The sequence below is a fragment of the Niabella drilacis genome (assembly GCF_900101395.1).
GTDB lineage: Bacteria > Bacteroidota > Bacteroidia > Chitinophagales > Chitinophagaceae > Niabella > Niabella drilacis.
Map to the genome: position 1 here is coordinate 54546 of NZ_FMZO01000018.1, position 15458 is coordinate 70003.

Genomic DNA, 15458 nt, shown 5'->3' on the forward strand with positions numbered 1-15458 from the left:
ACTTCTATTTTTGCGACAGCATCTTGATCTGTTGAACCACTGACATTCTTCAACGTGGTAAGCTGGCTTTAGCCCGGCAGTTACTTATCTCCTGATTCCTTATTTTTTATTCCTAATTTCTAATTTTTCTGTTTATGTCTGCAATTACTAAAAGTAATGATCACTATTTTATAGATCTGGAAGAAGCTTATGGCGCGCACAATTACCACCCGCTTCCGGTTGTTCTGTCAAAAGGAAAGGGAGTGTTTGTATGGGATGTGGAAGACAACCGGTACTACGATTTTTTAAGCGGCTATTCCGCCGTAAACCAGGGCCACTGCCATCCCCGTATTGTTGCAGCATTTACGGAACAGGCACAGCGCCTTACGCTTACAAGCCGGGCCTTTTACAATGACAAACTGGGTGATTTTGAAAAATATATTACCGGTTTGCTGGGCTATGATAAAGTGCTGCCCATGAATACCGGTGTGGAAGCCGTTGAAACAGGGATCAAACTCTGCAGGAAATGGGCCTACGAAGTAAAAGGCATTCCCGAAAACGAAGCCATCATTATTGTTTGTGAGCAGAATTTTCATGGAAGAACCACCACGGTTATTTCCTTCAGCAGTGACCCTTCTTCAAAAAAGAATTTTGGCCCTTTTACAGGTGGCTTTATAAAGATCCCCTACAATGACCCTGTGGCACTGGAAGAGGCGCTCCTGCAAAAGAATGTAGCCGGCTTCCTGGTAGAACCAATACAGGGCGAAGCCGGTGTGATCGTACCGGACGCAGGTTATCTCTCCACAGCAAAACGGCTTTGTGAGGAGGCCGGTGTATTATTCATTGCCGATGAGATACAAACCGGTCTTTGCCGCACCGGCTACCTGCTGGCCTGCGATGCAGAGGAGGTAAAACCCGATATTGTATTGCTGGGGAAAGCTCTGAGCGGTGGTATGATGCCCATCAGTGCCGTACTGGCCAATGATGCAATCATGCTGACCATTAAACCCGGCGAACACGGCTCCACTTATGGAGGCAACCCGCTGGCTGCGGTTACGGCTATTGCATCCTTACAGGTATTGATCGAAGAGGATATGGCCGCCAATGCCCTGGAGCTGGGGGCTTTTTTCAGGAAACAACTCCGGGAGCTTGGCTCCCCGCATATACGCACGGTACGGGGAAAAGGGCTGCTCAATGCTATCGAGATCAACGCGGCAGATCCTGAGGCGGCCTGGAAGCTATGCCTGGAAATGAAGCAAAACGGGCTGCTGGCAAAACCCACACATGGTGATAAGATCCGGTTTGCCCCACCTCTTTGTATAACCAGGGAACAGCTGGAAGAGGCGGTTGCAATGATCGGTCTTTCCTTAAACTGTCTTGATGTCTAAAATAACAACGCATTACTTTTCATCGGTCCTTATCGGCGTTATCGACGGTATCATTATTCCATTAACGGTATTTTGTTTCCTGAGTGGTTTGGATCATGCGGCATCCGATGTCCGGCAATACACCTTCTATGCAACGCTGGCAGCGGCTACGCTGATGGCGGCCGGCGGTTTTTTTACGCGGCGCGAGGAATTGTCCCATACCCATGATAAGCGGATCCTGAACGTATACAAAGGGCTGGATGTTGCAGATCATATAAAAGAAGATCTTATCAAAGATGCAGAACGGGAAAGCAGTGAATGGAAAACGGAATGGGAACAAAAGGGGACTGCGGGCGAGCCCCTGCCCCCCCTTAGCTACGCGTTGTGCATCTTTGCCGGCTGCATTGCCGGAGGGCTGACCATACTTTTGAATGCTCAAAGGCACTCGCTTCCCGGTTATCTATTCTTCCTGAACCCGGCAGTGATCCTGATCATTACCGGGTTCCTGAAATACCGGTTATTTGGCCGGCCGGTTTGGGGAGGGGTTATTTTAACCGCAGGTGGAGGCCTTCTTGCAGCAGCAGGCGCCTATTGGATTGGAACGCTGATCTGAATCAAAACCAATAAGGTTCACCCCCTGCTACTAATACAATTTGAAAATTTGAGAATGTGGGCCTGTAAAAACAAGCCTCCAGTTATCAGATCTCAGTCTTCAGCTGTCAGCCCCCGAAACTTCGGGTAGTTTTCAGCATCCTTTAAATAAGACTCAACCACATGCAACAATGTTCAACCAGGAACCCACCTGTTATCTTTGAAGGAGAAAACCGATATAACCTGAAACTTTATACCTCAAACCTGAAACAAACACAGGAGAGATCAGTCTCCGCCATAAATATTCCCCAGGCATCATCCCCTGTCGCCCAAAACACTGCAGGGCGGCAAGTATAAAACGCACGCTAACGGAAACCCTTAAACGGAAACTTCACCCCCCTATGCTTCCTGGTCTCCTTCATCCTTTAACTCCATCTTTGGAAAAAGGATCGTCAGCAGCAGGATCACGGAAGCCAGCAATACGAGATACAGGCCTATTTGCCGTTCCGGGCAATCGCCGGCTTCGCAGCGGCCAAAAAGAATGAAATTCCGGATCGCCCAGGCCAGGTTCAGCACCCCAAACAGGAGATTCAGTCTTTTGGCCCAGATCCTGGCAATAAGTGTAAATACGAGAATCACTGCCGTCAATATAAAATGGTTGTAAGCAGGCTTACCGTAACGGGTGCCGGTGGTATCTATTCCCGAAAGGGTAAGTCCGATGGAGTCTATCTGCGCCCAGGGCATAAAACAGGCAATTGTCAGAATGATCGCAGCCAAAAGCGCCAGCCACTGAGAACGACTTAGGATTTTCATCCTGCAAATAAAGAACAATCAGCCTTATAAAACAAGAGTGCTTCTTTAAAAGAGCACTCTTAAAATTTTATAGGATAAACGGTTGAATGGTCGCTTATTAAAAATCAGAAGAGAACTACCCTGATCTTTTGACCATATAAAACAGCAACGGCCTATCCTCTTATTTCTAATACTATGCCAAAATTCAAAAAGCCACTTATTTATCTACACAAAAAATCATGTGTCAGTATATTACAGGAAAAAATCGCCCGGCAACCCGTTTAATTCCCCGCGGATCAACGCTGCTGCAAAAAAAAAATTATCTTGCAACTGGTAAAAAAGGCCATACCGGGCCATTTTAATCCCGCTTGAGCAAAATCATCAGCATACCTGTAACCGCGGAACGGAGCGATGCGGAGCTTCTTGATCAATTCAAACTTGAAAATGATCAGGATGCACTGGCGCATTTATACCTGAGATACAGCGATTTAATATATGGTGTATGTCTGAAATACCTGGAAGATCCGGAGGATGCAAAAGATGCTGTTATGAACATTTACCAGGAAATCAGGGAAAAGCTGCCCCGGCATGAGGTACAGCATTTTAAAAGCTGGCTGTATGTGCTGGCTAAAAACCACTGTCTCATGATCCTGAGAGCGGCCAAAAAAAATATAACGGTAAATTTAGATACACAGGTTGTGCAATCAGGCGATCTTTCGCATCTGGATAGTGTTATTGAAAAAGAGGAGACCTTTAAAAAACTGGAAAAATGTATGGAGTCGCTTCCCGGTGAACAGGAAAGAACGATCCGGTTGTTTTACTATGAAAACAAATGTTATAATGAAATAGCGGAAACAACCGGGATGGAATGGAATAAAGTGCGGAGCCTGATACAAAACGGGAGAAGGAATTTAAAAAACTGTATGGATAAAAATGTCAACTGATCCTACATATCAGTATACAATTGAGGATATCCGGCGCTATCTGAGCGGCAGTATGTCTCCTGCAGAAATGCATGAAATGGAGAAGGCTGCGCTAACAGACCCATTCCTGGCAGATGCGCTGGATGGGTACCGGAATGCAACACCATCCGTTACAGATGCACATCTCAACGAGATCCGGAGCCTTGTCGCCGGGCAGGGAAAACAGAAAGCCTCAGCACCTCCTGTAGTGATACTGCACAAACCCCGTGCAAAATGGTGGCGGGGACTGGCTGCTGCGGCCGTCATCGGCATTATGGCCGCCGGCGCCTGGCTCTTTATGAAGCCGGAGCCTGCCCCTGCTCCCCTTGCAAAGAATACAGCAGCTGCAGCGCCTCCGGCCACCGCTGAGCAGGCAACGGGAACGGGTGCCGGCGCAGCAGATACTGCCATTAATACGCCGTTATCCAATAAAGTTGCCATTGCAGAAAAAAAAGCAGCCCCGCAATCTTCCGCTAAAAAAACGGTTCCACGGGTCAATGTTCCGGAGTCACCGGCAGACGACGCGAAGGCTATTGCCGCTGACGCTGCCCCCAATGTTGCAACAGCTCCTGTGGTCAGTGCGCTCCGGGGCTCATTACCCCCCGCCAACGCAGAAGCAGCCAACCGTTCAGCCGCCAATCCAATGCTCCGCATACGTGGTATCAATTCTGCAAGAACGACGCCGTTCGGAAACCTGGATACGAAGAACCAGTGGGGAGGCCCCATTGGTGCTACTGCAAAAACGCCCCCCGCTACGGGGAATTTAAATTTCATAATGGCCAAGAACGAGGAGCAATCCTATTACCTGGGCAGGGTTACCGATACTGCCGGTGTCCCTATTGCCGGTGTAACCATTACTACGTCCCGAAACTATTCAACGCTCTCCAATGCAGATGGCAGCTTCCGCTTGCCTGCGCAGGACTCTGCCGGCAACCTCGCTTTTATGGCTCCCGGGTATGGCCTCAGGACACAGCAACTTCTCGCCGGCAAAACAGCCGGGGTACAGTTAACCGCGTCGGATGCCGGCTTAAATGAAGTGGTGGTGGTAGGATACGGAACACAAAGAAAAAAAGCAATAACCGGAAGTATCAGCAGCTATAAAGTAGATACGCTGCCGTATAAAGAATCGCCCTACCCGCAGGGCGGCTGGGACAGTTTTTATAACAAGCTGGCTACCGAAATGGGTGTAAACAGCAGCAATGCCAGCAAAGACCTGCACCTCCGGTTCACTGTTGAAAATGGCGAGCCCGAAAAATTCACCGTCGTTAAAACACCGGACGAAGCCACTGCACAAAAGGCCATTTCCATTATTAAAAAAGGGCCGAAATGGAAGAGCAGCAAGCGTAAAAAGAAGGTGGATCTAAAAATAAAGGTTGATTAGGAAGCGGAATTTGAAAATTTGAATCCCGATCCCGAGGCCTCCCATCGTGTGGACAGATCTTTTGAGGTTGTACCGGAACGATCTTTCTGTGGTTGTTGCTGAAGTGCCCGAAGGGTGCCCTATGCATAACCCTCAGCGTTAGCTGGGGGAAAGAAAATGCGCAGAGGACGCGGCCCCGGAGGGGTCGAATGTGATAAACGCAGATGGGACTCTTGAAATTTAATTGTAAATTTAGAGTGGACAGTGCAATATTTTATAACCTACGAAATAGATATCATGAGCTACCGTCAGATTTTCTACCAGATTGTTTTTGCTACTAAAAACCGACGTAAAACAATTACAGAAGCCCACTGTGAAGAGCTTTACAGGTACATCTGGGGCATTGTAAAGAACAAAAAATGTAAACTTTATCGAATCAACGGTATAGAAGACCATATACATATTTTTTCAGACCTTCATCCCTCCATATCATTAGCGGATTATATTAGGGATATAAAAGCATCCAGCAGTATATGGATGAAAAATAATGACCTGTTTCCTGAATTTGGTGGATGGCAGGAAAGCTACGGGGCCTTCACCTATTCAATAAGAGAAAGAGATATTATTATCAACTATGTCAAGAATCAAAAAGAGCACCATAAAAAGGAAACATTTTACGATGAATATAAACGATTGCTCATTGAAAATGGTGTTGAATTTGATGAAAAATATTTATGGTGAAACAGTATTCGCCCCCTTCGGGGCCGCATCCTCTACACCATCTGCTACCCCTGGCTGCGCCAGGGGCCATACACATGAGACCCTCCGGGTCAGGCCCACTTTATTAAGTCGGGGCAAATCTGTCCCTGATGCAGTTCCAGATTGTTTGATCATCTTCAGGAAATGTGTCCACACGAAAGGAAGCTTCGGAACGGGAGTGAAAAGGTGGAAATGAAAACCCAACACCAAATACGGAACCGGTACCCGACATTCAATCCGCCCCGGCAGGCAGCATTTGTTTACAATTTTTTTTAAGAAACGCCATTGTCAACAAACCCTGCTTCCTGTTTTTTGTTTACAGCTTTTTTGTTTACAAAACACGTGTAAACAAACCTTGTGTAAACAATTACTTACAACGCTTCAATGACAAAGGGCCCGTTAAGGCCCTCTGTTGAAAACAATATTTTTGTAATCGCTTATTTCGCAGGAGTAATCACGATCTTACGGAACTCGATCGGTCCGTGATCACCCTGTATATAGAGCGGGCCCGGCTCTCCTTCGTTGCTATCCAGCGCCCCACCTGTAATACCCGGGATCTCCTGGTTGCTGATCACCGTTTTCCCGTTCACCACTACAGTCACCATCCTTCCTATAAGCGTAACATCATAGCTTTGCCATTGATCCGGCCCCTTGGCATTGATCTCACTGGGCGTTAGGAACCCATAAATCCCGCTGAACAATACGCTGGATGGATGCGCCTCTTTAGGGCTATCCTCGATCTGGGTTTCATAGCGACCTCTTAAATACACACCGCTGTTACTGCCTTTATGATAACGGAATTCTACATGCAGTTTAAAATCGGTAAATTTCTGATCCGAGATCAGGTTGGCACCCGAATGCGGGCTGGTAAGCACCCCGTTCTTTACGATCCACTGGTTAGCTGCCCCTACGGCTTTCCAGCCGGCCAGGTCTTTCCCGTTGAACAGGTTTATCGCTTTGCCCCAAACCGGTGCGGCATCCCTCTTCAGCAAGGGTGCCTTTACCCCCTTCCAGTTGTATTTTTTGCCTTCGCTGGTTACTACCGTACCTTCAATTCCGCCGCCCGCCAGCGCTCCTTCGATCACAAAATCCTGGTCTCCTTCCTCCCATTGCGGAGGGATCGTAAAGCTGAATTTCCCATCGTTAAATTTCACTTTGGCAACCGGCCGGGCACTTCCCGTGATCCCTACAAAATATCCCACAAGTGTGCGGGTTCCGGACAGTTTTACTTCGAGCCAGGAAGGCGAAGGTTTGCCATCCACATCAACAGTGATATCCCAGCGACCGATCAGATCCTTTGCTTCTGCCACAGCAGCACGGGCAACCGGCGGCTTTTCCATAAAGACCGGACTGCCATAAACGGATGCCGCCCCCAACAGGCAACTCACTCCAAAAACAAGAAAACGTTTACGCATAAAAATGATTAATGATTAATAATGCTTTTTTACAGCCGGCAGTGCCCAGCAGCTGCTTATACGGCTTAACAAGAGCGGAAGATAAGATTTATTTTGCTTCCTGCCATTCCGTTTCCATAAACGGCAAACGCCCGGTAACGCGCCCTAATTGCCGGGATAGGCTGTAAAGCTGTCGAAAATCTTTTTGAGGGCCTCCGCCTTCTCCGGGTAACGCCCGATAAGATTTACCCGCTCGGAGGGGTCTTCCCCCAGGTTGAATAACTCTTTTACAGCCGGCACAATCTGGCCGGTAACCGGATGCTCCCATTCCGGAGCCTCCCTGTATTTCCACTGGCCTTGCTTCACCGCCTCGGGCCGGCCATGATTTACAATAAATACAGGGCGGTGCTGAAAGGTACCCGGGGCCATTTTATGCTCCAGTAAAGGACTGATGTCCTGCCCGTCCAGTACCGGCCCCTCCGGCAAACCGGCGCCTGTCCACCGGGCAATCGTAGGCAGTATATCCACATTGCTGATCGCATCTGTAAGGCGGTATCCTGCCGGAACCCGGTTCTTCCAGTATACAATAAAAGGCACACGCGCACCGCCTTCATACGACTGTGCCTTGGAGCCGCGGAATATACCGGCAGCCCCTGCATGAAAACGTTTGGTTACACCGTCCTTCTCCATCCGGGCCGGGTATTCGCTCCAGGGGCCGTTATCACTGGAGAAAATGAGAATGGTATTATCCGCCATCTTTTTCTTTTCCAGCGTTTTCCAGATAGCGGCAAGCCCATCGTCGATTTCGGTGATCACTTTCCCCAGGGGCCCTCCCGGTTTTTCTTTAAGGCGGCTCCGCCCGGCTGCAAACGCCACCGGCAAATGCGGCAGGTTGTGTGCCAGGTACAAAAAGAACGGCTTTCCGGGTTGCTGTTGCTCAATAAAACGGATGGATTCCTGTGTATAAAGCCCGGTCAGTAACGAGTCTGCGGGACGCTCCAGTTCCGGTGTCGTGTTCCGGAAGATCTTAATGACAGTATCGGTATTTACATAGGGGTTCCGGTAATCATGGCTGTACAGGATCCCGTAATAAAAATCAAACCCCTGCCCATTGGGTTTGTTATATGGTTTTTGATCCCCCAGGTGCCATTTACCAACCATCCCGGTTCTATAGCCTCTTTTCTTCAGCATTTCCGCAAGGGTCACTTCTGCATCCGGCAACCCAAGTGCAGAGCCGGGCGCAATCGGATCAGGGAGATTGTATCGCGAGGCATAACGGCCGGTAAGCAGGGAGGCACGGGATGGTGTGCAGGAGGGGCTTGTAACCACATAGTTGGTCGCCAGTAAACCCTGGCCGGCCATCTTATCCAGGAAAGGCGTTTGTATCAAAGGGTTGCCATAGCAACCCAGGTCGGAGTAACCCAGGTCGTCCGTTAGCACAAACACAATATTGGGCCGCTGCTGGCCAAGCCCCCTTGCCCCGATGAGCAACAGTAAGGCAAAAATGTAAAGATGTCGCATGGTTATAAAATTCCTGTTTAATATTATAGGCATTGATCGTTGCACAAGCATTATGCCGCCCCCCTATTTAGATCCAGTACCGCGTTCAACACTGCACTCTCTATCCGCTTTTGCCGCCGGTTGCTGCTGTCGATCGCATACAGATCGATCTTGTACTTTACAAAATCCTTCCCCAGCTCGGCGATCCTTACGATCACCTCTGCACCCGCAGTCAGATCAGGCATTGTTTTCAATACCGGGTCCAGCCTGGCGCTTAATGTTTGCACATCCATTTGCTCCGCAAGCGGCAGCTCAAACCGGACGGTAAGTTTATTGGAGATCTGCGCCGACTTGTTGATCACCGTAGCAGTAAAGACGAGGTTATTGGGGACCAGCACCATATCCTCCTCTTCATTGAGCACCACAATATTTGCAAAAGTGATGTCAATGATCTTACCGGAATGCTCTCCGATACGGATATGATCACCGATAGAGAACTGTTCTGAGAACATAACGATCAGCCCGCTGATCATATTGGTAATGTATTCCCTGAAAATGACCGCAATCGCCATAGCTACAATGGTCATACTGGTAATGAATTCCCTCGGATCGATCCCCAAAGCGATCATCACAGCGATAATGGCGAAAATCGCATTCAGGATAGCTGCAAGCCGGCTGATCCCTAAAACAAAATTACCCCGCACCTTATGCGCAGCATGACGCCGGTTATAAAACGCAACAATAATGAATTTCCCGATAGAAATGATCACGCTGGCCGTCAGAAAAGTATTCAACCCGTAAGCAACTTGCAACAGGTAGGGGTGCTGCGTATAAAAAGCTTCAAAGAACGGGAACGAGATGCTCAGCAGGATCCATGTTATAGCCCTGAGGATAAAAGAAACAGGTATCGTTTTTTTATGTTGCTCCATCACTATCGGATTGAAGCGCCAAACTAATCAATTTGCCCGAATTTATGAACAGGATGCTTCTGCGCCTGCTTAAAATTCCTTTGCCGGCGTTCTTATCACCCACTTTGACTGCGACTTTACTTAATTTTCCGTTGTGGCGGCCTAAGTATAAACCGGTCCCAAACCTCCGGAATACCCGGGGCCGCTCCTCTATAAAGCACTGCCATAACATTCAGGCAAACGCTTATGCACGGCTGTGGATTTTAATTTTTGTTCTGCAGGGCACAGCCTGTTATCTTTGACCTGATGGAGGATACAAAAGAAGTAAACGCATTGCTGAATCTGATTGACGACCCCGATCATGAGATCTATGAGGCGGTCAGTGACCGCATTATCACTTATGGGCTGCCCATGATCCCCAACCTGGAGCACCTGTGGGAAACAACAGCCGATACCGCCGTACAGGAACGTATTGAGCTGCTGATCCACCGTTTGTATTTTTCCGGGCTGTACATCGATTTTAAAGAATGGAATGAGGCGGGCCATCATGAGCTGATGCCGGCATTGCTTTTAATTGCCAAATTCCTTTACCCGGAACTGCAGGCAGCAAAAGTGCTGCATCATGTAGAACGCCTGCGCAGGAATATCTGGCTGGAGATCAACAATTATCTTACCCCCCTGGAACAGGTACATATTATTAACAGTATTATTTATAACTACATTGGTCTAAAGGGAAATACCAACAATGCTGACCACCCTGCGGAGTACCTGATACCACAGGTGCTGGAATCCAAAAAAGGAAACCAGACAGGCATCGGCTCTCTTTATTTATTGCTGGTCGAGATGCTGGACATTCCCGTAAAGCTGATGCGCATTCCGCATCAGTTTGTGCTGGGGTATTGCAGGCCGGGCCTGGGCAATGCAACGGGTAACTACGAGGTGGATTTTTTTATAGAGCCCTCCCTGGGACAGATCTTCACACATACAGACCTGCAGCACTATCTTACCAAAATTGCAGTGGAATATACGCCGGAACTGCTACGGCCCCGGTCCAACCGGGAGGTCATCCAACAGGTGCTTACAGACTTCAGGGCCTGTTTCGACAATGACCTTCAGAAAGTACAATACCAGGAACTGGGAACACTGATCCGGCTGCTGGATTAATCAGTATTCCCTGGTTTTCTTTCCTGTTTTTTTACTTTTATTGAATCATCCGGGAAGCCTTCCGCCCGCGCTGAGCTGCGGGAAAACCCGCCACACCGGAAAGTTGGCACAACTTCACCGAAAGAAATTTGACATTTTCTTAAAGCAACCCATGCTTTTATTTGAAGGTCTAACCTATTCACAAACGTTGAATCATGAAAAAATACGCGAAATCCGTCCTTATATTTTTGATTGCGGCAGGCGCGGCCATTACCTGCAAAGCCCAGGTTGCCGCAGACTCCACCGATCAACACCTGGTTGCCGCAACAGCACCCGGCAGCGCGGACAGCAGCAAGAGCCCGAAAGAGCTGGAAGCAAGTCTTACAAAAGCAGCCGCTGCCGCAGAAAAGGCCGCCCGCAAGATCAAAATCATTGCAGAGCAAAAAGCCGATAAGCTCGCCAGGACCAGTCAACCCTATATTGAAAGCCTGGCGGCATCAACTGCCACCCTGATCGAAAAGCTGGCGCAGGAGCTGGACAAGATGGTAGACGAGCCTGCGCCGAAGAAAGCCCGGTAAGTTCCTATGTTTGTTTCAGGTTTCAGGTTTCAGGTTCAACGTCAGATCGTTGTGCATGCCTAAATGTTCTATTGATGATGATTATGTTTTTCCCGATGATCAAAACTGATAACTGAAGACAGACCGCTGAAAGCTGGATACGCTCCATAGGTCCAGCGGGCATTATTTCACCGGGTGGCATTCCACCGCCCCCGTCATCGTTTCAGAAAAAGCAGGGCTGATATAAGGTATGCCCAGGTTAAGTCCCCTGAGGATCATCAGCACTGCTACAGCCGCTACAAAAAAAGGCAGGAACTTTTTAATACGGAGCCGGAGCGAAAAAGAAAGGTGATGGCCGGTAAGCATTAACATCGCCATCAGCGGAATGGTTCCCAGGCCAAATGCCGCCATAAAAACACCGGAGTCCAGGGGTCCTCCCATTACCAATGCCGCTGCAATGGCCATATAAACCAGGCCGCAGGGCAGCAACCCGTTCAGCGCGCCGATCATTAAAAAAGACAGGGGCCGGTTACGCCTCAGCAGGAAACGGGCCAGCGTCTTTTTGAGCTGCTGCTGAATCTTCCTGAATCCCTTTATTTCCGGCAGGTACCCCGGAGGAAGCAACATCATCAATAAAAAAACACCTGTGATAATGGAAAAGTATTGCTGGTACCCCGTGATGGCTACACGGTATCCGGCCCATCCCAACACTGCGCCTATTAAAAAATAAGTAACCGTTCTGCCCAGGTTATAAAACAGGATGGAAAACAGCCTTGCTGTGGATGAGGTCCCATTCAACGGGATGGACAGCGCCAGCGGACCACACATCCCGATGCAGTGAAAGCTGCCGGCCATTCCCATGCCCAACCCTGCCAGTACTGCTGCTATCATTTACCGGATCTGAAAATTTTGTTCATGATAATAATCGACGCCCTTGCTTATCCATTCTATCCGCACCCGGTACCATCCTTTTACAAAAGAGGCAAGAGGCAGGGAATAAACCGATTTTCCGGCAATGGCCATCGGGATCCTACGGTCTGCCTTACTGGATGATAACCTCAGGAACTCGATATGTCCTGAATCCAGGTGCTGCACTGCAATTTCCGGAAGCCGGACCCAAACCCCGCCTGCAGAATCGCTGATCATCACCGGCTGCGCCAGGGCCGCCAGTTGCTTTTTTCCGTCGATGACCTTTTGATACTTTAATTCCTTACTGTAATAATCGGCATCTATCGTTTCATTGGTCTGCCGCATTGCCAGCGCCACCATATAGGTCATTCCCGCCAGGAAAAGCGCTAATATGATCACCACCCTGATTCCCCAGTTCATAATAGACTATTTTAAATGAAGGGTCCTAAAAATTTTGATTTTATGGTCGCCGTTTTTTTCCCGTTGGTATAAACGCCGATCCGGATATCTGTGGAGCGGGCCTTTATTTTAGCAACCGGCACTACGATAAAGAAGGTACTGTTATTCAAACTTTCTTTTTTCAAAACATGATGGGTTGCATCAACCATGCGCACTTCGCCCGGCACAGGCCCCTCTACCCTGAACTCAAACGACACGTCCGTTCTCGTTTTATTGATGATCTTAGCCTGGAAAAGATTCGAAAGAGAGTCCTTCCCTACCTCCTGGTACAGCTGTCCCTTTACCCGGGAGATAGTCGTGTCGATACTTTTGCGGGACAGAATAAGCGTACTCATTACTCCTACCAGGATCAGCAGCACTGCGGAATAAAACTTCATCCTTCCGTTAAACCGGAAGGCTGTTTTTTTCGAGATCTGGTTCCCTGAGGCCATCCGGATCAATCCTTCCGGCCGGCCTATCCGGAACATAACATCATTACAGGCGTCAATACAGGCTGTGCAGCCCACACATTCCATCTGCACCCCGTTGCGGATATCGATCCCCGTAGGGCATACATGCACGCAAAGCTTGCAGTCGATACAATCACCCAGTGACTGCTCCAGTTTTTTGGTCATTTTGCCCCTTGGTTCTCCCCTGTTATAGTCATAAGACACCTGCATGGTATCCTTATCGAACAATACCCCCTGGAGCCGCCCGTAGGGGCATACCGTGGTACAAACGATATCCCTAACAAAGGCAAAAACAAAATAAAAAAGACCTGTAAAAAATAATAACCCCGCAAAGAGACCGATATTCTCCGATACCGGGCTCCGCATCAACACCAGTACTTCATGAACCCCAAGGATATAAGAAAGAAACGTGTGGGCGATCAAAAACGAAACCATAAAAAACACCAGGTGCTTAACCGCCTTTTTGGTAAACTTCCGCAGGCTCATCGGTGCAGCGTTGAGCTTCTTCTGCTGCGATGGCGTACCCTCGATAAGCCATTCGATCTTCCGGAAAACAAACTCCATGAACACGGTTTGGGGGCAAACCCAGCCACAAAACACACGTCCATAAATTACAGTGAACAATGCCACAAATACAATAGCCAGCACCATGGCCACCGCGAAGATGAAAAAATCGTCCGGCCAGAATATTTTCCCGAAAAGGATAAAACGGGCTTCCGGGAAATTCAGTTCCACGGCAGGCATCCCGTTGATCTTTATAAACGGCAGGGTAAAAAACAGCAACAGGTAGCCCGCCGACAGCCATTGGCGGTAACGGTATAACTTCCCCCTGGGCTTTAATGCATATACCCAGTTGCGTTTTCCCTTTTCGTTTACATTGCTGTGCCGGTCTCTAAAGCTGTCACTGACTTTTTGCGGACCAACGGCGTCATCATCTGCCTTCATCCTTGTGTATTTCTTTTTTTAATGAGTTACCGGGCTGCGCTGCTATCACTTTTTACAGCGGCGCCTGTACTATCGGCCCCGGCGGCCGCTTCCTTATAGATATCCCCCTGCGGCTCTTTTGCCCCCTGGGGATTAGTGCCGTGGATCGATTTGATATAGCTGGCGATCTCTGCAATCTGTTCGGCAGAAAAAACATCTTTCCAGCTCATCATTCCTTTTTCAACCACACCCAGTTTGATGGTTTTAAATACCTCCTTTACGGAACCACCATGCAGCCAGTAATCATCAGTAAGGTTGGGACCTACCCCGCCCTGTCCTGCGTTTCCGTGGCAGGCTGTACAGTTAGCCGTGTATAACTTCTTGCCGGCCTCAATGCCGGCAGCATCGGCCATTACCACGGTATTCTCGTTTACGGCATCTCCTTTTGATTTTAAATAGGAGGCTACTTTCAGGTTTCCCTTTGTAACAGCGATCTCGTATTCCTCGTATTGATTGGGTGCGGCGTGCAGCACATGATACCGCCACAGGTAGCCGATACCAAATACAATGGAGGCGATAAAGGCAATGGTAAACCAGGGCGGTGTAGCATTATCCAGCTCCCGGATGCCATCATAACTATGCCCAACATCCAGCGCATCCTCCTCTTCTATCGGCTTCAGCTTATTGGCCCTGCTCCACCAGGTGCGCAGCCCCTTATAGCGTTCCTTTTTGGCCACTGCATGGGCTTTACGCAATTCTTCTATGCCGGTAAAAAAGCGGATCCAGTAGATAAAGGCAAAAATGGTAAGCAGCTCCAACGCAATAACCCCTACCAAAATATAGCGCAGGACCTTTGCTTCGGTAAACGGGTTGGGAACCGCGGTAACAGCCGCCGCGTCCTCCTGTCCGAATACCTGCATGCCCACAAATACCGCCGCAAGCGTTAACAGGGGTTTGAGGTATTCCGGGCCTTTGTTTTTCCCCTTGTCCTCATTTGCAGCCTGAACTTTTTTCCGTTCGCGGTACACATCTATAGATGCCCTCAGCGTAAAGCCCAGCATCCCGATGATCAGCAACAGGAAAATGATCACGATCAGCAGTACCATATTTACATCCAGTAGCAGCCGGGGCGTTTGCTGCGCCTGGTCTGCCGCCATGGCCGGCAGCGCTGTGCAGGCGCTTATCCCGGCAAACAGCATCACTTTTTTTAAACATTGTTTTTTCTTCATTGCAGCTTTATTTAAATTCATCAAATGGCAGGTTTTCCATTTCCGAAATGCTCTCCTTGCTGGTCTTCATCGCATAGATAAAAACGGCTATGAACAGTGCCGAAAATAATACCAGTGAAATAACCGGGTAGATGCTTACCCCGCTGATCTTTTCTAAATAGTTTATAAATTTCATA

The 15458-nt window shown here is 48.7% G+C and carries 16 protein-coding genes; 7 read left to right on the forward strand and 9 right to left on the reverse strand.

Features of this window, described 5'->3' with window-relative positions:
* Window positions 1-134: 134 nt before the first annotated feature.
* Window positions 135-1367: an ornithine--oxo-acid transaminase gene (gene rocD / locus BLS44_RS22255; protein ID WP_090392582.1), complete on the forward strand. Its 1233-nt coding sequence runs from the start codon at window positions 135-137 to the stop codon at window positions 1365-1367.
* A complete protein-coding gene (locus tag BLS44_RS22260; protein ID WP_090392584.1) occupies window positions 1360-1959 on the forward strand; it encodes a VIT1/CCC1 transporter family protein in 600 nt (199 codons plus the stop codon). Before rocD ends, BLS44_RS22260 begins: the two co-directional genes overlap by 8 nt.
* A 377-nt stretch (window positions 1960-2336) precedes the next feature.
* On the opposite strand, the gene BLS44_RS22265 is transcribed toward BLS44_RS22260, so the two are convergent.
* On the reverse strand, window positions 2337-2750 hold the full coding sequence (locus BLS44_RS22265) for a hypothetical protein (protein ID WP_245729358.1): 414 nt from the start codon (window positions 2748-2750) through the stop codon (window positions 2337-2339).
* Window positions 2751-3097: 347 nt separating this feature from the next.
* On the opposite strand from BLS44_RS22265, the gene BLS44_RS22270 reads away from it, so the two are divergent.
* From BLS44_RS22270 to tnpA, 3 genes are all read left to right on the forward strand, one after another.
* The gene (locus BLS44_RS22270; protein ID WP_090392586.1) at window positions 3098-3673 is read left to right on the forward strand and encodes an RNA polymerase sigma factor; all 576 of its coding nucleotides are present in this window, start codon (window positions 3098-3100) and stop codon (window positions 3671-3673) included.
* Window positions 3663-5072: a carboxypeptidase regulatory-like domain-containing protein gene (locus tag BLS44_RS22275; RefSeq protein ID WP_090392588.1), complete on the forward strand. Its 1410-nt coding sequence runs from the start codon at window positions 3663-3665 to the stop codon at window positions 5070-5072. The genes BLS44_RS22270 and BLS44_RS22275 overlap by 11 nt, the downstream gene beginning before the upstream one ends.
* Before the next feature lie 276 nt (window positions 5073-5348).
* On the forward strand, window positions 5349-5792 hold the full coding sequence (tnpA, locus tag BLS44_RS22280; protein ID WP_090392590.1) for an IS200/IS605 family transposase: 444 nt from the start codon (window positions 5349-5351) through the stop codon (window positions 5790-5792).
* Window positions 5793-6247: 455 nt separating this feature from the next.
* On the opposite strand, the gene BLS44_RS22285 is transcribed toward tnpA, so the two are convergent.
* The 3 genes from BLS44_RS22285 to BLS44_RS22295 all read right to left on the reverse strand — a co-directional run bounded on the left by BLS44_RS22285 (window position 6248) and on the right by BLS44_RS22295 (window position 9633).
* Window positions 6248-7225 carry a 3-keto-disaccharide hydrolase gene (locus BLS44_RS22285; RefSeq protein ID WP_090392592.1) on the reverse strand — a complete coding sequence of 326 codons (978 nt, stop codon included), beginning with the start codon at window positions 7223-7225 and terminating at the stop codon, window positions 6248-6250.
* A gap of 144 nt (window positions 7226-7369) precedes the next feature.
* The gene (locus BLS44_RS22290) at window positions 7370-8725 is read right to left on the reverse strand and encodes a sulfatase-like hydrolase/transferase (RefSeq protein WP_090392594.1); all 1356 of its coding nucleotides are present in this window, start codon (window positions 8723-8725) and stop codon (window positions 7370-7372) included.
* Between the two features lie 50 nt (window positions 8726-8775).
* Window positions 8776-9633, reverse strand: coding sequence for a mechanosensitive ion channel family protein (locus BLS44_RS22295; protein ID WP_090392596.1), 858 nt, complete (start codon window positions 9631-9633; stop codon window positions 8776-8778).
* A 285-nt stretch (window positions 9634-9918) separates the two neighbouring features.
* On the opposite strand from BLS44_RS22295, the gene BLS44_RS22305 reads away from it, so the two are divergent.
* Both BLS44_RS22305 and BLS44_RS22315 read left to right on the forward strand, forming a co-directional pair.
* The gene (locus BLS44_RS22305) at window positions 9919-10776 is read left to right on the forward strand and encodes a transglutaminase family protein (protein ID WP_090392663.1); all 858 of its coding nucleotides are present in this window, start codon (window positions 9919-9921) and stop codon (window positions 10774-10776) included.
* 194 nt (window positions 10777-10970) lie between these two features.
* A complete protein-coding gene (locus BLS44_RS22315) occupies window positions 10971-11333 on the forward strand; it encodes a hypothetical protein (RefSeq protein WP_090392601.1) in 363 nt (120 codons plus the stop codon).
* A gap of 162 nt (window positions 11334-11495) precedes the next feature.
* On the opposite strand, the gene BLS44_RS22320 is transcribed toward BLS44_RS22315, so the two are convergent.
* Genes BLS44_RS22320 through BLS44_RS22340 form a run of 5 tightly spaced genes read right to left on the reverse strand, consistent with a single transcriptional unit; the run spans window position 11496 to window position 15457 of the window.
* Window positions 11496-12203 carry a sulfite exporter TauE/SafE family protein gene (locus BLS44_RS22320; protein WP_090392603.1) on the reverse strand — a complete coding sequence of 236 codons (708 nt, stop codon included), beginning with the start codon at window positions 12201-12203 and terminating at the stop codon, window positions 11496-11498.
* A complete protein-coding gene (locus tag BLS44_RS22325; protein ID WP_090392607.1) occupies window positions 12204-12641 on the reverse strand; it encodes a FixH family protein in 438 nt (145 codons plus the stop codon).
* An 11-nt stretch (window positions 12642-12652) separates the two neighbouring features.
* Window positions 12653-14074, reverse strand: coding sequence for a cytochrome c oxidase accessory protein CcoG (gene ccoG / locus BLS44_RS22330; protein WP_090392609.1), 1422 nt, complete (start codon window positions 14072-14074; stop codon window positions 12653-12655).
* A 26-nt stretch (window positions 14075-14100) separates the two neighbouring features.
* Window positions 14101-15282, reverse strand: coding sequence for a c-type cytochrome (locus tag BLS44_RS22335; protein WP_176954520.1), 1182 nt, complete (start codon window positions 15280-15282; stop codon window positions 14101-14103).
* A gap of 7 nt (window positions 15283-15289) precedes the next feature.
* Entirely contained in the window at window positions 15290-15457 is a 168-nt protein-coding gene (locus tag BLS44_RS22340; protein ID WP_090392613.1) for a CcoQ/FixQ family Cbb3-type cytochrome c oxidase assembly chaperone, read from the reverse strand.
* Window position 15458 lies beyond the last annotated feature (1 nt).